This is a genomic window from Lysinibacillus sp. NPDC093688 (genome assembly GCF_050280145.1).
Lineage (GTDB): Bacteria > Bacillota > Bacilli > Bacillales_A > Planococcaceae > Lysinibacillus > Lysinibacillus xylanilyticus_B.
Genome location: NZ_JBNNUX010000027.1, coordinates 13,580 through 34,679 on the forward strand (window position 1 = coordinate 13,580; position 21,100 = coordinate 34,679).

Annotated in this window: 19 protein-coding genes; 9 read left to right on the top strand and 10 right to left on the bottom strand. The window is 38.4% G+C overall.

Translation table 11 applies throughout. The annotated features are described in order from the left end of the window. The first annotated feature begins 146 nt into the window (after positions 1-146). The 3 genes from ACQKN2_RS18410 (at position 147) to ACQKN2_RS18420 (ending at position 2,671) form a co-directional block, all read left to right on the top strand. Positions 147-1,016: a DMT family transporter gene (locus tag ACQKN2_RS18410; protein ID WP_427416229.1), complete on the top strand. Its 870-nt coding sequence runs from the start codon at positions 147-149 to the stop codon at positions 1,014-1,016. 193 nt (positions 1,017-1,209) lie between these two features. After that, a complete protein-coding gene (locus ACQKN2_RS18415) occupies positions 1,210-2,013 on the top strand; it encodes a MerR family transcriptional regulator (protein WP_427416230.1) in 804 nt (267 codons plus the stop codon). Between the two features lie 13 nt (positions 2,014-2,026). Beyond that, the gene (locus ACQKN2_RS18420) at positions 2,027-2,671 is read left to right on the top strand and encodes a methyltransferase family protein (RefSeq protein WP_427416231.1); all 645 of its coding nucleotides are present in this window, start codon (positions 2,027-2,029) and stop codon (positions 2,669-2,671) included. Positions 2,672-2,752: 81 nt separating this feature from the next. On the opposite strand, the gene ACQKN2_RS18425 is transcribed toward ACQKN2_RS18420, so the two are convergent. Both ACQKN2_RS18425 and ACQKN2_RS18430 read right to left on the bottom strand, forming a co-directional pair. Continuing rightward, a complete protein-coding gene (locus ACQKN2_RS18425; RefSeq protein ID WP_427416232.1) occupies positions 2,753-3,610 on the bottom strand; it encodes a peptidoglycan DD-metalloendopeptidase family protein in 858 nt (285 codons plus the stop codon). A 629-nt stretch (positions 3,611-4,239) separates the two neighbouring features. Next, on the bottom strand, positions 4,240-4,686 hold the full coding sequence (locus ACQKN2_RS18430) for a MarR family winged helix-turn-helix transcriptional regulator (protein ID WP_427416233.1): 447 nt from the start codon (positions 4,684-4,686) through the stop codon (positions 4,240-4,242). 152 nt (positions 4,687-4,838) lie between these two features. On the opposite strand from ACQKN2_RS18430, the gene ACQKN2_RS18435 reads away from it, so the two are divergent. The 3 genes from ACQKN2_RS18435 (at position 4,839) to ACQKN2_RS18445 (ending at position 7,553) form a co-directional block, all read left to right on the top strand. Beyond that, the gene (locus ACQKN2_RS18435; RefSeq protein ID WP_427416234.1) at positions 4,839-5,243 is read left to right on the top strand and encodes an Ohr family peroxiredoxin; all 405 of its coding nucleotides are present in this window, start codon (positions 4,839-4,841) and stop codon (positions 5,241-5,243) included. Between the two features lie 28 nt (positions 5,244-5,271). Continuing rightward, complete coding sequence (locus ACQKN2_RS18440) at positions 5,272-5,898, top strand: nitroreductase family protein (RefSeq protein ID WP_427416235.1); 627 nt, start codon at positions 5,272-5,274, stop codon at positions 5,896-5,898. A gap of 272 nt (positions 5,899-6,170) precedes the next feature. Then, complete coding sequence (locus ACQKN2_RS18445; protein ID WP_427416236.1) at positions 6,171-7,553, top strand: dipeptidase; 1,383 nt, start codon at positions 6,171-6,173, stop codon at positions 7,551-7,553. Between the two features lie 48 nt (positions 7,554-7,601). Here the strand turns inward: ACQKN2_RS18445 and ACQKN2_RS18450 are convergent, their stop codons facing one another. Beyond that, complete coding sequence (locus ACQKN2_RS18450) at positions 7,602-8,174, bottom strand: nitroreductase family protein (protein WP_427416237.1); 573 nt, start codon at positions 8,172-8,174, stop codon at positions 7,602-7,604. Positions 8,175-8,271: 97 nt separating this feature from the next. Beyond that, positions 8,272-8,766, bottom strand: coding sequence for an amidase domain-containing protein (locus ACQKN2_RS18455; protein ID WP_427416238.1), 495 nt, complete (start codon positions 8,764-8,766; stop codon positions 8,272-8,274). A 183-nt stretch (positions 8,767-8,949) separates the two neighbouring features. On the opposite strand from ACQKN2_RS18455, the gene ACQKN2_RS18460 reads away from it, so the two are divergent. Then, positions 8,950-9,972 (top strand): DUF2804 domain-containing protein, encoded by a 1,023-nt coding sequence (locus tag ACQKN2_RS18460; protein ID WP_427416239.1) that lies wholly within the window; start codon positions 8,950-8,952, stop codon positions 9,970-9,972. 139 nt (positions 9,973-10,111) lie between these two features. On the opposite strand, the gene ACQKN2_RS18465 is transcribed toward ACQKN2_RS18460, so the two are convergent. The 3 genes from ACQKN2_RS18465 to ACQKN2_RS18475 form a co-directional block, all read right to left on the bottom strand. Further along, on the bottom strand, positions 10,112-10,264 hold the full coding sequence (locus ACQKN2_RS18465) for a hypothetical protein (protein ID WP_427416240.1): 153 nt from the start codon (positions 10,262-10,264) through the stop codon (positions 10,112-10,114). A 167-nt stretch (positions 10,265-10,431) separates the two neighbouring features. Next, positions 10,432-10,617 carry a hypothetical protein gene (locus tag ACQKN2_RS18470; RefSeq protein ID WP_427416241.1) on the bottom strand — a complete coding sequence of 62 codons (186 nt, stop codon included), beginning with the start codon at positions 10,615-10,617 and terminating at the stop codon, positions 10,432-10,434. A gap of 13 nt (positions 10,618-10,630) precedes the next feature. Further along, a complete protein-coding gene (locus ACQKN2_RS18475; RefSeq protein WP_427416242.1) occupies positions 10,631-11,350 on the bottom strand; it encodes a glycerophosphodiester phosphodiesterase in 720 nt (239 codons plus the stop codon). Positions 11,351-11,583: 233 nt separating this feature from the next. On the opposite strand from ACQKN2_RS18475, the gene helD reads away from it, so the two are divergent. Beyond that, positions 11,584-13,821, top strand: a complete 2,238-nt coding sequence (gene helD, locus ACQKN2_RS18480; RefSeq protein ID WP_427416243.1) for an RNA polymerase recycling motor HelD — start codon at positions 11,584-11,586, stop codon at positions 13,819-13,821. A 480-nt stretch (positions 13,822-14,301) separates the two neighbouring features. Here helD and ACQKN2_RS18485 read toward each other — a convergent pair whose 3' ends face one another. Further along, positions 14,302-15,210 carry a leucine-rich repeat domain-containing protein gene (locus ACQKN2_RS18485; RefSeq protein WP_427416244.1) on the bottom strand — a complete coding sequence of 303 codons (909 nt, stop codon included), beginning with the start codon at positions 15,208-15,210 and terminating at the stop codon, positions 14,302-14,304. Between the two features lie 255 nt (positions 15,211-15,465). After that, positions 15,466-16,932 (bottom strand): MDR family MFS transporter, encoded by a 1,467-nt coding sequence (locus tag ACQKN2_RS18490; protein ID WP_427416245.1) that lies wholly within the window; start codon positions 16,930-16,932, stop codon positions 15,466-15,468. A gap of 145 nt (positions 16,933-17,077) precedes the next feature. On the opposite strand from ACQKN2_RS18490, the gene ACQKN2_RS18495 reads away from it, so the two are divergent. After that, entirely contained in the window at positions 17,078-17,653 is a 576-nt protein-coding gene (locus ACQKN2_RS18495; RefSeq protein ID WP_427416246.1) for a TetR/AcrR family transcriptional regulator, read from the top strand. Between the two features lie 207 nt (positions 17,654-17,860). On the opposite strand, the gene ACQKN2_RS18500 is transcribed toward ACQKN2_RS18495, so the two are convergent. Continuing rightward, positions 17,861-20,998, bottom strand: a complete 3,138-nt coding sequence (locus ACQKN2_RS18500; RefSeq protein ID WP_427416247.1) for a hypothetical protein — start codon at positions 20,996-20,998, stop codon at positions 17,861-17,863. Positions 20,999-21,100 lie beyond the last annotated feature (102 nt).

Here is a 21,100-nt window from a genome sequence, read left to right on the forward strand (position 1 = left end):
ATGAAATATTAAAAAAAGGAGTTGGCTTATGATGATCTTCTCACCATTATTTGAACACGATGTACCTGAAGTGATTCTCCCTTAATGGAGAATCTTTAGTTCTCCGTTAAGGACAAGTATTGTCTAGAGATAACGGAGGGGAAAACGTGAAAAAAACCTTATTAGGTTCCTTATATTTATCACTTGCTGCTAGCATTTGGGGCGGCATGTATGTAGTAGTAAAGGTAGTTGTCGATACTATACCACCTTTAGAATTAGTATGGCTGCGCTATATGATTGCCATCATCGCTTTATTTATCATTGGCGCTATAACAAAACAATCATGGCGAATCGAAAAACGGGACTGGCTGTTAATCTTTATGATTGGGCTCATCGGAAATACAATTTCGATCGTTGCCCAAGAAATAGGTACGATGCTGTCTACTGCTCAAATGGGCGCCATCATTACAGCCACGACACCGGCATTTATGGTTGTATTTGCGAGATTCATTTTAAAAGAAAAAATCACGTTAAAAAAAGCTGTTTCTATTATTCTAGCGACATTCGGCGTCTACATGATCGTAGGTAGTGCACATATCGATTCCTCCCATCAATTAGGTGGGGTTGCTCTACTAATCGCTGCCCTAACTTGGTCGTTGATGTCCGTTCTTATTAAACGGGTACCAGAGCAGTATTCACCAATCGTTGTCACAAGCTACGGAACACTTGTCGCTATCATTGTTTTAACGCCTGTAGCCATACCACGACTACTAAAATTAGACTTCCACGCTATGGCAGAACCATCCATTTGGGGTGGTTTACTCTACTTAGGCGTTATTTCTACAGCGTGCGGCTTCTTACTGTGGAATCGTGGATTACAAATGCTCAATGCCGCAAGTGGCGGTTTATTTTTCTTCTTTCAGCCAATCGTCGGTACCTTCCTAGGATGGCTATTACTAGGCGAACAAATCGGCGTATCCTTTTGGGTTGGCACTGCATTAATCTTTAGTGGCGTACTATTAGTTATTCGTGAATAAGCATACTGAAAGCTGAATGATTTCTATCATTCAGCTTTATCTATTGCCCCCAGCAGCCCAACAGACGCCCCCTGGAAACCTCATATTATGTACCCTACTTCTACCAATACCTCGTATACCAAAAAAATTTAGCTACATTGATTGACCCTCCCCTTACAGGAAGCCTTATAGTTAAAACAGGAGGTGATTGTTCATGCTTACAATTGGTGAGTTTTCAAAAATATCGCATCTCACTTTGAAGACTCTTCGCTACTATGATGAAATTGGACTTTTAAAACCTGCTTTCATAGAAGCTAAAAACAACTATCGCTATTATAATATTTCTCAATTAGAAACAGCTTTATTGATCGCACGCTTAAAAAGCTATTTATTTTCGTTGGAAGAAATTAAGGTTATTTTAGCTAATTGGGAGGATACTGAACTTCTCAACTTAAAAATGAAAGCCAAACAAGAAAATCTGGCACAACAGATTACATTTTATTCTTCGTTATCAAAAAAGTTAAAGCATGATATTCAACTATTAGAAGAAGAGAAAAATATCATGGGTTATTTAGATCAGATTGAGATTAAACTTGTTGATCACATAACCTATCATATCGTATCTCAACGAAAGCAAATAAATACCGCTGATTTTCTACTACACTTTAATGAGTTGTTTAGTAAAATTTTGTTTGAAAATTTATCACCTATCGCAAAGCCACTTGCTATTTTCCATAGTTCAGAATATGAACCTGAAAATTACGATGTAGAAATTGCAATTCCCCTTGCAATGGCCACCCATAAAACAAAAGTGTTTAATCCTGGTCTTTGCGCAATGGCTACGCTTATTGGCTCTTACGATGAATTACCTTCTATTCATACAAAGCTGCATGTTTGGATTGATGAACATAACTATAAACTGAACGGTGATCCGTTTGAAGTTTATCAAACGGACCCCTATAGCACACCAGAGGAAAATCATATTACTGAGGTATACTTTCCTATTAATAAAAAGTGAAGGAGCGTCTTCAATGTATGGTATTAACAAGTCAACGATAAAAGAAAAAATCTTGATTTTAGTTGCTGAGATTATCTATTTAATCATTGCCTATTACTTACTCTTCGTTACATATGACAAATCAGGCATTTCACTAGGGCTTTTCATTGCTTTAATTATTACAGCTTTACGCTTAACAGCGATGATGTTTATATGGTTGCCTAGAGGTATTGCATGGCAAGAAGCCATTATGAACAGTCTAGCTTTCGGGATTTATTATTTAGGTTTCCCGATTTTAATGATTACTAGTAATCAGGTTCCAAACTTAACAGTACTTATTGTAGGCTGGATAGCATTTTTAGGGGGCAGTATGTTAAACACAGTTTCAGAGTTACTTAGAAAACCTTTTAAGGACAATCCTGAAAACAAAGGTAAACTATATACAGGCGGTTTATTTAAATATGCGATTCATATTAATTATCTTGGAGATTGCCTTTGGGTACTAGGCTTAGCGCTAGTCTCTAACAATATTTATAGTTTGCTTATCCCTCTAGGTTTATTCTTAGTATTTATTTTTGGCTATATTCCAAAATCGGATGATTACTTACAAAACAAGTACGGAGAACAATTTACATTATATAAACAGACAACTAAAAAACTAATTCCTTTCATTTGGTAAATAGTAACGAAATTTGAAAACAGGGTATTCAAAAAAGCCTTCTCCTGCTAGGAGTAAGGCTTGAATACTGCACTTATAATCTTAAGATATCGTATCCCCTTGTATTGGATTTTCACCATCTTTAAACAGAATACGAATGGACTTTCCATATCCAATATCAGGGGAATCCATTACCTGAAAATGAATATGAGGTTCTGATGAATTACCAGAGTTTCCGCACTTTCCAATAAGTTGCCCTTCTGTTACGACGTCGCCTGATTTTACTAAAATCGAGTTCTTTTTAAAATGTGCAATCATACTAAATTCATTATTGGCATGTTCAATCACGACATAGTTTCCTGCTGCATTACGTTCATCCATTTCACCAGGGACATTATCTTTTATTCCATCTACAACTTTTACGATTTTACCATCTGCTGGTGCTACAATATCTTCATCGAAAGCATAAAAATTTTCATTTTGAACTGGGCTTTTTTGATAAGATTGTCCATCTTGAACTTTTACTAAATCGTAAGCATATCGCTGACTTTCATATAAATAATGATAATTTACAAATTCATTCGTACCACCCCAAAAAACAAACCACTCACCTCTAATTGGCATTATGTATTTATTTTTTGTATATTGTTGGTCTGTTTTCGGATAAGCAGTAAAAGGCTTTATATAAAAACGCTGTATTTGATTAAATTCATCAAACGAAGCTACAACTGCTTTCTCTCGTTTATCATCTGACCATACGTAATGCGTTAAATCTTGTAATATCGTCTTTGTTTCTAATTGATAATTTTTAACACCCTTATTAAATGATTCGCTTAGCTCTATGAATTGTTCTAAAGTGACCATCTTCTGAAAGTCTTTTGATGTAGCATTATAAACTTTTTCGAAACCTTCGTTTAACCAAAGATCTATGACTTCTTCTGGACTGCTGAACTTCTCCACAATAACAACCTCCATTAATGTATAAATAAGACATTTAATTATATTTACGAGGTTTAATTATGAAAAGTTTCAAGAATTCCTTTTTTCGCTCATTATCATAACGTATGACTGATTTCCGTTCCGACTAGGCGATTTCCTTGGGGCTTCCGTTGAACCGCTTTGCTGCAGGATTTCGGGCCAACAGATGTTTTCTGTGCGAAAGCGTAGCGTCAGCAATACGATGTTGGTCACGAAGGCGTTATCACAGGACGCGATTGTTTAGCCTTCGTTTCTCTATCTCTCCCAGTCTCCACTTCAAGTCAAACTTTACAAGCTAGTGGGAATACAAAGTAGTGCATAAAACAAGCTATAAAACCTTGTATATCAACACTTCGATTTCTTTTTAACAGTTATCATTAATTTGCAGGATATAGCCATGTCTTTGGAGTTATGTGGGCTAGATTGGGGCAATTAAAAGCGTGTGTATAGGATTATGTCAGTAGATTGTATTTGATTATCCCTGTTTTTATTATATAAAATAAAAAACCGCCAACTTGATAGCTGGCGTTAACAAATAATTCAATTCGATTATTTTGTGGCTGAATCCTATATGATTGATCCAATAGTTCAGTAGAGACTCATAAATTATTTTATGTTCCTAGCTTTTCATCCTTGATTGGTAAGTCGTTTAGCAAAATATCTTGCAGGACGTTTTTCAGCTGCACATACTGCTGCTCTGAAATGTTCGTTTTCTTCATTACTTGACGTGACACTTCAGGTAGCTTTTGGCGTACTTCAATTCCTTCTTTTGTTAAATAGATTTTCATTTGTCGCTCGTCTTCCTTGGAACGCTCACGACGGACGTAGCCTGTTACCTCTAACTTTTTTAGTACTGGTGTTAATGTACCAGAATCTAAAAATAAACGTTGCCCCAATTCCTTCACCGTAATTTGCTCATCGTCCTCTAGGGCTAGTATGGCGATATAACCTGTATAAGTTAAATCGTATGGCTTTAATAACATCGTATATTGTCGAATGATTTCCTTTGAAGTCGCATACAAAAGAAAACATAGTTGATTATCTAAATGATTCGGCATAGGAATCCCCTCTTTAAGTACTGTTGATACTATTAATATTAAAAATAAAGTTTATACTTGTCAAACGCAATTAAATTGTATACAATCAATATCGCACAATTAAATTGTGCACAACCTAATTGATTGGTTCCACAGAAGAGGAGGTTAATCTTATGAAAGAATTATATACAACAACAATGATTAATGACGGTGGCCGTAATGGTAAATCGTATGCTGAGGATCAATCATTATCATTAAATATTGCACCACCTGGCTCGAAATTAGCGGATGTTACAAACCCAGAACAACTATTTGCAGCAGGTTATAGCGCTTGCTTTAATAGCGCGTTAGATTTAATTAAACGTCAAAAGAAAATTCAAGGGGCATCAACAATTAAAGCAACAGTTAAACTAATCGAGCAAGCTGCATTTGACTACGTGCTTGCTGTTGACATTGAAGGACATATTGAAGGCTTATCAATTGAAGAAGCACAACAATTATTAGAGATTACACATACCGTTTGTCCATATTCAAAAGCGACAATGGGCAATATCAACGTAACAATTAAAGCGGTTTAATTTATATTTAGTAAAAGAGGGAAATAAAATGACAACAACTACACCAGTAAAACAAATTATGCACGAGCGTAAATCGGTTCGTAAATACAATGCTAACACAACGATTTCTCGTGAAACGATTATGCAACTGTTACAAAATGCAACTTCATCGCCATCTTCAAGTAATTTGCAGCCATGGCGCTTTATCGTCATCGATGATAAAGAAATCCAAAAGAACATTAATATTTTTTCATTTAATCAAGAACAAATCGAAACAGCATCTGCCATTATCGCGGTCATTGGAGATGCAGAAATGTATCTAAATGCAGAGGAAATTTATGCAGAAAACGTAGAGCTAGGCTATATGCCCGAAGAAATTGCAAGTAAGCTAGCCCAGGACTCTCTAGCAATGTATGGTGCGATTCCAAAAGAGGCGCTACTAAATATCGTTCACTTTGACGCAGGCTTAATTTCAATGCAAATTATGCTATTAGCGAAGGAAATGGGCTATGATACAGTCGCAATGGGTGGCTTCGACAAATCAAAATTTGCTGAATATATGGAATTACCACCGAACGAAGTGCCTATTTTATTACTAGCGATTGGCGAGGCAGCTGGACCAGCTTATGGTTCTTCACGTCTTCCAATTGAGCGCCTTGTACGCTTCAATAAATAATTCATCGATTGTACGATCGATTTTGGCAATGTCCTAGAATGCATTTGGAGGACATTGCTTTTTTATAAATAGAAAAGAACAGTGATGAAAGCATGTGACAAGCATCCAGCAAGAAATGGTCTGTGATTGGTAAAGGTACATCTCTCTGTTTCGATATTCTGTGGGGCTAATCAATAATAAAAACGTCTGAAACTATTGCTATCACAAGATTCCCCAACCACATTATGCTATACTATTTCTATTATCGAAATATTTGAAAAGAGGGATGCTAGATGACTAATGTACAGCAGTTAGATGCGTATTTCACAGAACATCGCGAAGCACACTTAAATGAATTAAATGAATTTTTACGTATTCCAAGTATTAGTTCTTTATCTGAGCATAAGGAAGATTTACAAAATGCCGCTGAGTGGCTAGCGAACGCTTTTAAAAAGCTAAATCTTGAGAACATCTCTATTACGCAAACTGCAGGTCACCCTGTTGTTTATGCTGATTGGTTACACGCCGAGGGTAAACCAACTATTCTATTTTATGGTCATTATGATGTACAGCCTGTTGACCCATTAAATTTATGGGAAACAGAGCCATTCAACCCTACAATCCGTGACAACAAATTGTTTGCTCGCGGTGCTAGTGACGATAAAGGGCAAGTGTTTATGCACTTAAAAATGATTGAAGCATTATTTGCGACAACTGGCACTTTACCAGTGAACGTGAAGTTCATCTATGAAGGTGAAGAAGAGATTGGTAGTCCTAACCTTCCTGCCTATGTTGAAGAGCATAAAGAGAAACTAGCTGCAGACTTAATTTTGATTTCTGATACAGGTTTATATGGTCCTGGTAAGCCTGCTGTATGCTATGGATTACGTGGCTTAACAGGGGTTCAAATTGATGTTCGTGGTGCAAAAGGTGACCTTCACTCTGGTCTTTATGGTGGCGGTGTCCAAAACGCTATTCATGCATTAGCTGACATTTTAGCCTCTTTCCGTGATGAGCATGGGACAATTCAAGTGGAGGGCTTCTACGACAACGTTTTACCATTATCTGAGGAAGAACGCGAAGCTTACCGTGCGCTTAGTTTTGATGAAGAATCCGTGAAGGAAGAAGTTGGCGTGAAGGAATTATTCGGTGAAGCTGGTTATTCCTATTTAGAACGTACTTGGGCGCGCCCAACATTAGAGGTCAATGGTGTGTTCGGTGGCTTCTCTGGCGAAGGCATTAAAACAGTGCTTCCTGCTGAGGCTAGCGCAAAAATCACATGCCGTCTTGTGCCAAATCAAGAGCCCGACGAAATTGTAGCACAATTAAGAGCACATATTGAAAATCATAAACCAACTGGCGTTGAAGTGACGATCTCTGAATTCGATAAAGGGCGTCCATTCTTAACACCATTTGATCATCCATTTATCCAAGCTGCTGGTCGCTCATACGAAAAAGTATATAATGTACCAACTGCTTACACACGTGGCGGAGGATCAATCCCTATCGTCGCTGCCTTTGATGAAATTTTAGAATTGCCAGTAGTGCTAATGGGCTTCGGCTTATCAAGCGAAAACTTCCATGCACCAAATGAGCACTTCCATTTAGAAAACTTCGATAAAGGATTACGTGTTTTGAGTGATTATTTATTTGAGGTTGCTGAATTACAAAAATAAACGAAACAAATCCCCTCGCCACTTTTTAAACGAGGGGATTTTGCTATATTATTCTCCAAAAATCGTAACGATATCTGCTGATTTTTTACGTTCTTTCCCTTTTGGTGCTTCATCAAAATAGCCAACTTGTAGCATCGCAATCACGCGCTCACCCGGCTGAACCTTTAAAGCTTCACGGAATTTCGGGTTATCTAGGAACCCAGGCGTTTTCCAGCATGAGCCGATTCCTTTCTCCCAAGCTAGCAATTGAATGTTTTGAATAAAAATACTTGCCGCTGCGTAATCTTCTAATCGCTCTTTTTGTCGTGCATCCTCTGGAACGATTACAAACGCATAGCCACCCGGTAATGTAAATTTCGTCATTTGCTTCACTAAATCTTCACTTGAAAGCTCCTGCCATTTCGGAATCGCTAGATCACGCAATAAATTATGAAGAGCAGATAACTCCTCACCACAAGCAACGACTAAACGCCAAGGCTCACGATTACCGTGATTCGGTGCCCATACCGCATCGTCAATAACGGCCATTAAATCTTCACGCTCTACCGGCTGGCCATTAAATTTTTTAATAGAACGACGCTCAATAATCGCGTCCCTTACAGATAAAAATTGTTCGCTCATATACTCTTATCTCCTTCTATAACACTACAATAATTTAAATTTATATCTTCTATAGTTCACATTATCATAAAATGATGAGCTTTTAAACTTTATCACCTTAAGCAAAACTATCCTCTATATGAATGTAATGATACGTCATGCTTGGCGTATAGGCCGTTGAATCTTCATAAAAATAGGATCGATTAATACTATCTGACGTGTGCGCATTAACATATGGAACACCATTTTGAATACTTGTCACAATGACAGAATGGTCAACTCTCCCATCGCCTTGGAAATCATAAAAAATAATATCTCCTAGCTCTAATTCTTCAGCAGATTGGACACGCCTACCCTTCAACCCAGTCGTAGAGCCTTCTAAGTACCATCTAAGGGAATGTGCCACCGACCAGCTAAAGCTCCAATTTCCATGTTGAAGCCACCAACCTTTCCCTCTGTTTGGAGCCCCCCGCATAGGTGCTCCCCCAGCAAGTAAACATTGAGATATATAGTTCGTACAATCAACAGTAAAATTCGGAAATGCTGGATTACGCCTGTTCCACCACAAGTTCGCATACTGTACAGCGGCCTGTCTGTTATACATTTTTGCCACACTTCCCCTCCTTATGTTCAACATATGTATAAAGAGATATTTCTATTAGTTAGGTCCTTATTCATAAAAATGTCGAAAGTGGTCTTATTTGGTACTATCTTTGCCAATTGTAAGTTAATTTTTGCTACAATAAGGGTAAGGACTTATAGATTATTTATTTTATGATCAGAAGGGATGTTGAATGTGAAGCAGCATGCTGAGAAAGAAATTATACAACCAACTCTTTTATGCGATAAAAAAGGCAATTTAAATCCAGCTGCCATCGGATTTGCACGTAAACCTCTCATAAACAGCAATTTAAGTGGCCATATCATGCGCAAAAAGAAATGGAATTATTGGTGCGTCTACGGTGATGAGATCCTCTTCTCAGCTACTATTAGTCATCTAGACTATGCAGCGGTCTGCTTCGTTTATTTCCTTGAATATGAAACACAGCGCTACTTTGAAAAAACAATTATAGTTCCATTGGGTGGAAAGTTAAAAATGCCTACACAGGTGCTAGATTCAGTAACCTTCAAAAATAGTGAAATGATGATCGATATGAAATATGTACAAAACGAAACCCACCTATCCGTTTCGATCCCAGACTTTGATGGAGATACTTTATGTGCAAAGCTTATCATTCAACATCCGCCTACAGATGAGTCATTGAATGTAGTCATCCCTTGGAACCGTAAAACATTCCAATTTACAGGAAAGCATCATACACTTCCTACTTCTGGTTTTGTATCGATTGGTACTCGCCGTTTTACATTTACCCCTGAGGAAAACTTCGCTGTACTAGAATACAGTCGTGGCGTTTGGCCGCGTCAATCCACATGGACTTGGGGAATGGCCTCACAGCGAGTTCGAGGTAGACGAATCGGACTCAATTTAGGCGGTAAATGGACAGACGGAACTGGAATGACCGAAAATGCTGTTTTCGTTGAAGGTAAAATGACAAAAATACATGAAGATGTACTGTTCAATTATAATCAAGAGGATTTAATGCAACGCTGGAAAATTAAGACTAAATTCACGAACCAAGTTTCCTTAACATTCTCCCCATTCTTCGAGCGCGTTGCCGTTACAAAAGCTGGCCTCATCAAATCTGAAGTACACCAACTTTTTGGCTACTACGATGGCTCCGTTTTACTAGACAATGGCGAAACACTCGTCATCAAGCAAATGCTAGGCAGTATCGAAGAAAACCGCGTGAAGTGGTAAGATCTAGGGAAATTTAATTGCTTGCTATCATATTGGGATTTAACGCACTGATTCTTGCATCATCAGTGCGTTAAATCTGAAAAAAGGGTCCGTGTAGTGGCTTTTTGCTGATTTTGTGGGGTCCGTCGCTTTATCGATTCTATCCGTCGCTCTGATTTCTTTCCGTCACTTTGGCAGTTCTATCCACGACTTTGACGGTACTATCCACGATTTTGGCTTCTCTATCCACGACTTTACCGGTTCTATCCACGATTTTGGCTTCTCTATCCACGACTTTACCGGTTCTATCCACGATTTTGGCTTCTCTATCCATCGCTTTGACGATTATTTCCGTCGCTCTGATTTCTTTCCGTCACCTTCGCTTTTCTTTCCGTCGCTCTCGCATTTCTATCCGTCACTTCGGCTCTTCTTTCCGTCGCTTTGATTTCTATCCGTCACCTTGCGGGTTCTATCCACTATTTAGGTGGGGCTATCCACGACTTTGATTGTTCTATCCACGACTTTGGCAGTTCTATCCACGACTTTAGCAGTTCTATCCACGACTTTGGCGGTTCTATCCACGAATTTAGCAGTTCTATCCACGACTTTAACGATTCTATCCACGATTTTGGCTTTTCTATCCACGACTTTGACTCTTCTTTCCACCGCTCCAACCACTCTACCCTATCAATGCCGATACTATCTTCTCCGGGTCATCTGTAAATATCCCCTGTACCCCTATCTGCTGTAATTGTTTTGCGTTTTCGACATCATTAACTGTATACACGCGTACAGTCGCTCCTTCATTAATTGCTTCTTGAACTGATTTTCTAAACGCTGTAGGTAAGCTGACGTGGATAGCATTGGCCGGGATTTGAGCTGTATAGCCGGTAAAGTCAACTAAGATTTCTGCAAACAGCGCCGCTTTTTCGATATATGGCGCTCTTTGTGAGATGATCTGAATCGATTCATGATTGAAGGAGGAAATAATCACTCTTTCTGTCATTTGATAGGCAGCGACTTCCCTAATAACAAGGGCTTCTATCCCGTCATATGGAAATACATCGGTTTTGAGTTCGATATTAATACGGTGATTTGTGCCTGCAAACAGGTCTAAAACGTCTCCTAGAGTTGGGATGCTTTCTTCCTCAAATTTAGATGAAAACCATGAGCCATAATCAAATGCGCGAAGCTCTTGGAGCGTATAATCCTTTACGTTGCCAGAGCCGTTTGATGTGCGGTCGATGGTTTCGTCATGAATAACGACTAACTCCCTATCTGCTGTTAAATGAACATCTAGTTCAATGCCTGTAATCGGCAGCTTTGATGCGGCCGTAAAAGCAGCCATCGTATTTTCAGGGTAAAGTGCTGAAACGCCTCTATGGGCAAAAATATCCAATCTAATAACCTCCTAGTTCGTTCACCTTTAGTTGGTGGAACGATTTTCTATCATTCAATTTCACTTGCTGGTAAATATTATATATAGTAGTATGAGAATCTACATCAATTATACCTAGGTATCATTGCGTCCGGATTTGGCTTTGAGCTTAGCCTACATGAGGGCCGACTTTTCGCTTTAAAAAGATTTATTAAAAAAAAGTTACATCGTAAGTAATTAGGAGGTGCTAAAAAATGACTGCACAACATCCAGATTTTCAGGCTGAAGTGGAGCGGCTGGCTTACACTAAAAATTACATGCAGCAAATTTTACATGAATCGCAAAGAGGTTTGCAAACTGCTCAGGAGAATATTCGTAAGTCGATGGGGGATCTTGATTATTTAGATTCCAGTTTGGGCTATAATAATATTTTGGCGAATGCTCGTTTCTTTGAAATGGCTCGGAACCAAAAGGAAGGCTTAGAGGCTATTCAAAAGAAGCCCTACTTTGCCCGAATTCATTTTCAAAAGACTGGAGATCCTGAAGAATTCCTTTATATCGGAAAAACGTCTTTGTTTCATCGAGAAACCCATGAGCCGATTATCGTCGATTGGCGTTCACCGGTAGCGAACGTTTATTATGATGGTCGCCTTGGGGATATGGAATATGATGTTCGTGGAGAAATCCATAAGGGACACTTATTTGCCAAGCGACAATATAAAATCCAAGATGGTGAATTGCTTGATATCCGGGATATCGATTTAACGACGAACGATGAATTACTGCAAGAAGCGTTAGCTGGCAAAGCAGATGTGCGTTTGACAGAGATCGTCTCTACTATTCAAAAAGAGCAAAACGAAATTATACGTGCACATCTTCGTCAGCCGATTATCGTACAGGGTGCTGCTGGTAGTGGAAAAACAACCATTGCCCTACACCGAATATCGTACTTCCTCTATACAATGGGCGAGCATTTTAACCCTGAGCAGCTCATGATTTTAGCACCGAATAAGTTATTTATCGATTATATTGGAGATGTTTTACCAGAGCTTGGTGTCGATAAAATTTGTCAAACAACCTTTACCGATTACGTTCTAGCTGCGACTAAGCTAAAACTGAAACTTCAAAACCCTAATGAGCAGTTAGAATCGCTTGTTGCAGGAGGCCCCCAACAGACAGCTTCTTGGATCTCTGAAATGAAGGGCTCTCTTTATTACCGTGATGTCATCGAGCGCTACATTCAAAAGATTGAGCAGGAAATTGCCAACCAATTTGAGGATGTGTTCATTGAAAAATATTGCATTATGCGTGCCTCCCATTTAAAGAAGCTATTTTTATATGAATTTTCTTATATGCCGATTGAAAAACGACTGGCACATATAAAAAAAGTGCTAGCAAGCCATGCTCGTCAAAAGAAACAAGCTATTTTAATTACGCTCCATAAAAAATATGATGAAGCACTTGGCAGAGCACTTGATGGATTTCGTGATGATGACAAACGTCGTCGGGTTGTCACGAAGTTTATTGATGAGCGTGATGAACGCATTCCTGCCATTGAAAAAGAGGCAAAGTCAACAGCAACTGTTTATATGCGACGCTTTTCCAAACATAACATCAAGACTCTCTATCGTTCCCTTCTAACAAATGCGGAGCTTTTAGCAGAGCTTGCACCGGAATGGCATTATCTTGAGCAACAGCAATTTTTACAGACACACGCTAAAGAAAAATGGGTGCTTGAAGATTTAGCTGCGCTTTATTATTTACAAGCTCGTCTAAAGGGCATTCCAGATGAATGGAAAATGCGCGTCGTTTTCATTGATGAAGTACAGGACTATAGTTTATTTCAGCTTGCTGCTTTAAAAACAGGACTGGAGACAGATATGTTTACGATGGTCGGTGATTTAGCACAAGGTATTCATAGCTATCGATCCCTTACTGCCTGGGAACCTGTCCAAGATCTATTTCCTAGAGCAAGCTTTCGAACACTGCAAAAAAGCTATCGAACGACCATTGAAATTATGGAAGTTGCGAACAAGATTTTAGCGCAAATGGATGAACAGCTTCCATTAGTAGAGCCAGTAGTTCGTCATGGTAATGTACCTACCTATATAGAGGCTTCATCATTCGATGCCCTGCAAATACAAGAAATTTTTGATGCCATTCGAGCCAATGGACATCATTCCATTGCGTTAATTTGTAAAACGACTGCAGAGGCGATTACAATGCAGCAAGCATTAAAAGACAAAGAAATTGCTTCTCAGCTTTTAACTGAAAATGAGTCTATCAATCAGGAATTATTGCTCGTTGTTCCGAGTCATTTAGCAAAAGGTCTTGAATTTGATGCTGTCATCGTAGCTGCCTTCGATACCCCTTTCTACGATACTAAAATTGATCGAAAGCTACTGTATGTGGCACTCACTCGAGCTATGCATGAGCTTTACTTAATTGGTCCATCAAAAAATACATTTCTATTAGAAAATGAACAGATGTAAAAAAAGTCGCCTTCATAGCGACTTTTTTTTGCATCGAACACTCCATGCTCATTTATCAATTCCGAGGCGGTAAGCGGTAAAACCTCCCTCTGGATAAATACGCTTTCACAACTTTCCACCATGACCTTGGTGCTTCCCTTTGAGGAGACTTCTTTTTAGGTAGTGCCGGCATGCGCATGGTAACGACTCCTTTCATAGGCTTGCTAATACTATATGAAGATAGTTACAAATTTATGATAAAAAGACTCCTTAATAATAGCTTACACAATCGATTTTGGTTTTTCCAGTATCTTTTACCAATAATTAGTATGCAACCTATTTTCTTTACACTTATCTACAAAAAGAAAGAGAGATGCATCCAACATACGATACATCTCTCTTTCCCAAAGCTTCATTTTATAAACCAATCGCCGAAAACTGTGCGCGAGTTAGAAATTACCGTTCCTAGCACAATGTCATGCAGTGCGGAGGATCAACATCTTAAAATGATGCAGCTTCTCGTATTGGTGTTAGTTGTAATGCACAATCAATCATAAGCGCTAAATGTTGACGTTGAAGGAACTCATGTACACCTTGAATGGTTACAAAATCTAATGGATTAGAACTAAACATATGCCCTCCTATTGCTGCCACGCTTGAGAGCATTTCTATACTTGTTAAGTGATTATTGGAAAACGCATGACTTCCTATCTTTGTCGCACTTGAAGGGATATCTATACTTGTTAATTGATTATCGGAAAATGCATAGCTTCCTATCGCTGTCACGCTTGAGGGTATTTGTATACTTGTTAAGTGATTACTCCGAAATGCAGACAAGCCTATTGTTGTCACGCTTGAAGGTATTTCTACACTTGTTAATTGATTATCTGCAAATGCATAGTTTCCTATTGTTGTCACACTTGAGGGTATTTCTATACTCATTAATTGATTCGTTGAAAATACATACGATTTTATTGTTGTCACGCTTGAGGGTATTTCTATATTTGTTAATAGATTATTAGAAAATGCGCCCCTTTCTATTGTTGTCACGCTTGACGGAATCGTTACACTTGTAAGCTGTTTGTCAGAAAATGCTTCATACCCTATTTCTATAACTGGTTTACCATTGATCTCACTAGGAATCACAACATCCTTTGGTTTATCATCGTCATATCCTATAATGATCACACCATGGCCAACATCTCTAATGTCAAAATCATTGTCACTATTGTTAAGTGGTCTACTATCCACCTCATTATCATTCAAAGAAATGTTTTCACTCTCGTCAGCTTCCGTGTTGGTATAACTCCTGCTGTCAGTATTACTTTTCGCATGAGCAGATTGAACGTTTAAAGATAATTGAGAAAAAGCTAAGAGTAAGATCGTTAGCAGTAAACTTATTTTTTTCATTATGTAATCCCCTTTCTATAAATGGGTTCCCATAAAATAGATACCCTTTATTGAGAAGTTTAAACTTCTCGTTAGCGCTCCGCTTTCGCGCAAAAAAAATTAGCAACCCTAAGCACAAAGCCGATTATGGACGCAATTATGCCGAGGCATACTTGCACATAGAAAAAGGGATGTATCAAATTAATGATACATCCCTCTTAGTAAAGAAGTCTTTTGTACTTATAAAATTAATCAACAGCTCATACATATCATCTTTTAATTTTCTAACAGCTGAGTGGCTTTTGCTTTCTTCTGTCCTTTTAAGAAAAACGATAGAACGAGCGCAACTATGACGAAGATTACGCCTAGTGTAAATGCCCCTTGGAAGCCGATTGTTAAGCCATTTAACTTTTCAGCCGGATCCATTGGATTTACCGAGCTTTCCATATATTGCGTTGTACCTGTTGTCATTTTCGATATGAATATAGCTGTTCCAATTGCGCCAGCTACTTGCGATAACGTATTAAAGATCGCTGTACCGTGTGGATAAAGCTCTGGTGTCAGTTGATTTAATCCATATGTTTGTACTGTCATGACAAACATGAGTCCAACCATTAATACGCTATGCATCAAAATAATTTGTGGTAATGTTGTTTCTGCGTTAATGCCACTGAACAACCATATTGCAAAGGTTACTAGTCCAATACCTGGAATGATAATAATCTTTGGACTTAATTTATCAAATAGTAAACCTGCAACCGGCCCCATGATGCCGCTAATAATACTTCCTGGTAGCATGATGAGCCCTGATTTAAAGGCTGTCACAAGTAAAACCATTTGTAAGAACATCGGTAATAATGTCATTGTTGAGAACAAGGACATCATGACGATGAATATTAACCCAACTGATAAAGCAAACATTGGAAATTTAAAGGCGCGTAGGTCTAAAATTGGATGATCTATTTTTAATTGACGAACAACAAAAATGACTAACGCTATAACTCCAATCATTAAAGTGACATAAACTTTCGGATCTGACCATCCTAAATCACCCGAAGAACTAAAGCTATACACAATACCACCGAAACCTAATGTTGATAAAAGAATTGATACATAATCCACTTTTGGTCGTGTTATCTCAGAAACATTTTGAAGATACTTCATTCCAATTAAAATCGAAATGATAGCTATCGGTAGAACAAGATAGAATAACCAGCGCCAGCCAAGAGAATCAACGATGATTCCCGATAATGTCGGGCCAATTGCTGGAGCAGACATCATAACAAGTGCCATTAAGCCCATTGTGGCACCACGTTTTTCAGGTGGACAAATTATTAAAATTGTATTCATTAGTAATGGCGAAATTAATCCAGTGGCGATTGCTTGGACAATACGGCCGATTAATAAAATAGCGAACGTCGGTGCAGACCCAGCAATCAATGTACCGACTAAAAATGTAATCATGGCGATTAAGAACATTTGTCTTGTTGTGAGCCATTGTTGAAGTAGAGCTGTAATCGGTACTAAAACGCCCACAACTAACATGTAGGCTGTAGAAAGCCATTGAATGGTTGAAGCTGTTACATCAAACTCTCTCATTAGTACAGTTAAAGCATTACCTAGTAATGTTTCGTTTAAAAGCGCGACCATTGCACCTAACATTAATGCGATGATTATTGGCTTATGTCTAATAGTAGAAAGATCAACTTTGCTACTTGTAGAACTCGTAGTCGTCATATTCATTTATTAACTTTCCTCCTGTCGTCTTGACTATCAATACATGTGTATACAAAAGATCACACGTAATATAATATACATTTGTAGATTAAATAGGCAGAATCAATTTTCAACAGTTGTATAAATAAACTACAGAATAGGAGAAGTGTAGATGAAAAGCAATGAGAAGCAGCTGGATTTACGTATTAGACGTACACATAAATTATTGTGGGCAGCTTTATTTGAATTAATGACCCAACCAAAACAGAAATATAGTGCCATTACTATTAATCAAATTTGTGATCGCGCAATGGTACACCGAACAACATTTTATCAACATTTTGAGGATAAAAATGCATTATTGGAATTTGGTCTTAAACAAACTCAAGAAGAAGCATTGACCATACCACGTTTAGATCGATTAACGAAGCCATTTCAAGTAACAGAACAATTTTTACGTGATAAAGAGATTGGTAAAATAATAGAGGCGCAAATGGATGATGAACAATTTATTAACTTTATGACTTATCAAAGTCGTGAAATGAAGAAACAAGAAAATGAAGAATTACAACGCATTTGTAAAAATCATACGATACCATCTGAGTTGATTATTGAATTCCACTCAGGTGTCCTTACAACATTAAGTACATGGTGGTTACAAAATAGAAAAGAAGTTTCCGCAAAAGAAATGGATCAATACTTTCATGCAATGATTAATCAAGATATTTTTCAATTTGAAAGGGAATAAATAGAGATATAAATGTATAAGGTTCTATAGCTCATCAACGTAAAAACCTGAGATTGTTAAATTATCAATCTCAGGTTTTTAAATGATTTAGTTGCTAACATATGATGTCTTGCCCAAAATGTCAGTGAAAAGGAACTGGCAATTTTTACTTAGCCCATTAAATAATTGGTATCGCACCTCATATAGAAATCATCTACATGATGTTATTTAATCGATATTCAGCGGTACATCCCGAAGCTCCCACTGAATCACTCCTTCATAAGCACCAACCCTGGCGGTTCCAGCTCTTACTTCTAAATAAAGCCCCTCCCCATCTGTACTCCATGTATCAGAAATGTCGATTTCTTCTCTGTTTGTTGTTTTCTTTGCATAAATCTCTACTGACGCATTTTCAGCTAGGGTTAAATCATTATTACCGTAACGGTAACGAAAGAAGATATTTTTTAATTTGTATTCTTCGTCTCCAACCTTTGTTAGCGGCTTTGCGAGTTTAGCTGTCATCGTCCATGAAGGCTTTTTCGACGGTGAACGGCCATCTTTTACCGCTAAAGATCTATCGATTCCGATAGGATAATACGTTTTATTTTTGGATGAAATCGTCAGGTTGCCTCCAAAGTCGATTTCTTGCGGCGCAGATACGAACTTCAACACGCCGTCAGCAATAGTGACTTTCACTTCATTTGATGTTTGATTCACTTCATCACCCGTACTGTATTTCCCTGATGCGGTTGCCTGACCTACCACAGATTCCCCTTCTGGCGCATCATCTTTCACTTTAGCTTTAAACGTTATTTTTACTTTCGTAGAACGTGGGGTAGTATTCGGTTTTACTTCAATTACATTTGTTGAAGCATTGTATGTGGCTGTAGCTCCTTTAATTTCATTACCACTTTTTTCATCCGCTACTTTAAGGTCTGTTGGTGGCTCTAAATTTGTATCATATGTTTGTGTAATCGTGACTCCACCATATGTGCCTTTATCGCCCGAGATATAGCCAGAATCCACTAAAATCTGATAGTTCAATGTTTCACCCGGCGCGACTTCTTTTGGCTCATTCCCATCTTTATCAAATACTTGTTCTGTAATGGATAATGTTGGGCTTATCTTTATCGTTTCGGTATTAGATTTCTGTCCATAGTCGTCCTCCATATATACAGTAATAAAGCGATCTAGCCCCTTCACTTTATCACTCGGAATCGTGATCTCCCATGTACCTGAACCCAATTTTCCGTAACCTTCAACTTTCTGCTCGCTACCATTTAACGTATCTATCGTATAATGAAGTTTGGTCTCATTACTGTCCGGAGCACTCCATGTTCCCGTAATACGATAACCCTTATCTGTGTATTCACCATCATTATCTAATTGAATCTCTGGCGACAGACCTGGTGTGCTCGATATCGCCATCTCAAGATTCGCTTCTAGAACACCGTGATCATCTTTATCTTTTTGTTCCTTTGGTTCCCATCTCATTGCCCAACCTGGATGATCCTTTATATCTGGATATTCCTTACCCTTCCCAGGATCTTGAGTACCCTCTGAGTTCAAAGTAGAATAAAAAAGACTCGTATATTCAATAGTACCAGGAGCTCTACCACTAAATGGGTATTTTAACGGATCATTACTTGTTTTAAGCGCAGCTGGATGATTTTCATAACCATCACGTAAGAAAAAAAGATAGTAAGCGTCGTCTGTTATGGTATATCGGTACTTATAATTATCCCCTTTCTCCTCACCAAAATAGATCCCTTTATTATCTCCTAATGAATACAATTTCGATTTTGGGAGTTCAGAGATGTCATGCCGACCAGCAATATCCATATGGACAGAATAAGCGAAGTTTGTGACAGCATTGTTATCTCCTGAGCTGAATTGTAAATATTTCATACTCACATTAACACGCCCCTTACCCACCGAGCGCATTTTAATTCTTACATAGCCATCTACGTGGCTACCACGAATAACAGCAGCATAACCTATCAATGTATGTGTCGCTTCATTTTTATATAGTTTTAAAAGGGGCATGCGCGTTGATTGCCACCTTGATTTATCACCCGGACTATTCCCATGAGTAATCACTAATCCATTTCCTGGGTTATTACTATAAGAAGCATGTCCGCCAGAATGATAATACGTTACGACAGCATTACTCGAAGTATCACTTACATTTAGAGTTGTCATCATTACATAGTTTTCCGCACGTACATACCTATTACCATCCACTCTACTCACTACATCTCTAAGTGTTGTATCCCCGTTAGTGTCAGGCAATGGACGGAGCCAGTCATCTTGGTAGTTATTACGATTTATTATTCCATTTGGTCCATATATATCTTTATAAGAGTTCGGATCTTTTAATGATTTTAGAGTCCTATTATTGGCAATATCTCCAAAATACATGTAAAACTCTCTGCCATTTTCTTTTATCGGAAGTTTAAGCCCCTCATTGGTTTTCAATTGTGTAAAGCCTTCTAATTCATTCTCAGAATCATCCAATTTCGAAAAATCAATATCGCTGATTTTACCAACATCATCTATTAGCATTCCTTCAGGTGCCATAGTAATAGCTCTTTTACATTTAAGTGCTAGCTGCTCCTCATCTTTAACTGCTAGTTCTTCTTCACTGTCTGACTCTAGCTGTTCCTCACCTTCAATTGTTGGCTCTTCTTCACCGTTCGATTCTAGCTGCTCCTCATCTTCAATCGTTGGCTCTTTTTCACTGTTCGATTCTAGCTGCTCCTCATCTTCCATTGCTAGCTCTTCTTCCATGTAATACTCTTCCGCACATGCCATTTCCAGATTTTCTTTACTTTCAGGCTCTTCTTCCTCACATTCTATTACTGGATCTTCTTCACTGTTAGACTCTAGCTGTTCCTCGCCTTCAGTTGCTAGTTTTTCTTCACTGTCTGATTTTACTGGTTGCTCACATCCAGCTATTGGATTTTCTTTGTCGGGCTCTGATGGTTCCTCACCTTCTGTTGTTGGCTCTTCTTCACCGTTAGACCCTGGCTGTTCTTCACCTCCAGTTGTTGGTTCTTCTTTGTTCTCAGTTTCTGGCTGTTCCTCACCTTCAACTGTTGGCTCTTCTTTACTGTCGGGCTCTGTCTGCTCCTCACCATCTGTTACTGGCTCTTCTCTGCTCTCAGATTCTGACTGTTCCTCACACCCAGCTGTTGACTCTTCTTCACTGTCAGATGCGGGCTGCTCTTTACTATCAGACTCGGGTTGTTCTTCACATTCAGTCGTGGGATTATCAGAGCCAACAAACGATGATTTCGCTATGTATACATTGAGCTCAGAAAAAACTAGAAAAACGACCATCATCACCAGTGCTATTTTCTTCATTTTTCCACCTGCTTTACTATTATATTTTCTTGATATTGAGAGATTTTATCTTCATCCAGTAGATTTTGTAGAGAAAGTGCAACGTAAGTTACAGATGTTTTT

What these genes read in the sequence shown, in the direction of transcription:
- ACQKN2_RS18435 (WP_427416234.1), top strand. Translation starts at nt 4,839, where the DNA reads ATGAAAGAATTATATACAACAACAATGATTAATGACGGTGGCCGTAAT.
- helD (WP_427416243.1), top strand. Translation starts at nt 11,584, where the DNA reads ATGACTGCACAACATCCAGATTTTCAGGCTGAAGTGGAGCGGCTGGCT.
- ACQKN2_RS18490 (WP_427416245.1), bottom strand. Translation starts at nt 16,932, where the DNA reads ATGAATATGACGACTACGAGTTCTACAAGTAGCAAAGTTGATCTTTCT.
- ACQKN2_RS18430 (WP_427416233.1), bottom strand. Translation starts at nt 4,686, where the DNA reads ATGCCGAATCATTTAGATAATCAACTATGTTTTCTTTTGTATGCGACT.
- ACQKN2_RS18415 (WP_427416230.1), top strand. Translation starts at nt 1,210, where the DNA reads ATGCTTACAATTGGTGAGTTTTCAAAAATATCGCATCTCACTTTGAAG.
- ACQKN2_RS18420 (WP_427416231.1), top strand. Translation starts at nt 2,027, where the DNA reads ATGTATGGTATTAACAAGTCAACGATAAAAGAAAAAATCTTGATTTTA.
- ACQKN2_RS18440 (WP_427416235.1), top strand. Translation starts at nt 5,272, where the DNA reads ATGACAACAACTACACCAGTAAAACAAATTATGCACGAGCGTAAATCG.
- ACQKN2_RS18445 (WP_427416236.1), top strand. Translation starts at nt 6,171, where the DNA reads ATGACTAATGTACAGCAGTTAGATGCGTATTTCACAGAACATCGCGAA.
- ACQKN2_RS18495 (WP_427416246.1), top strand. Translation starts at nt 17,078, where the DNA reads ATGAAAAGCAATGAGAAGCAGCTGGATTTACGTATTAGACGTACACAT.
- ACQKN2_RS18485 (WP_427416244.1), bottom strand. Translation starts at nt 15,210, where the DNA reads ATGAAAAAAATAAGTTTACTGCTAACGATCTTACTCTTAGCTTTTTCT.
- ACQKN2_RS18500 (WP_427416247.1), bottom strand. Translation starts at nt 20,998, where the DNA reads ATGAAGAAAATAGCACTGGTGATGATGGTCGTTTTTCTAGTTTTTTCT.
- ACQKN2_RS18450 (WP_427416237.1), bottom strand. Translation starts at nt 8,174, where the DNA reads ATGAGCGAACAATTTTTATCTGTAAGGGACGCGATTATTGAGCGTCGT.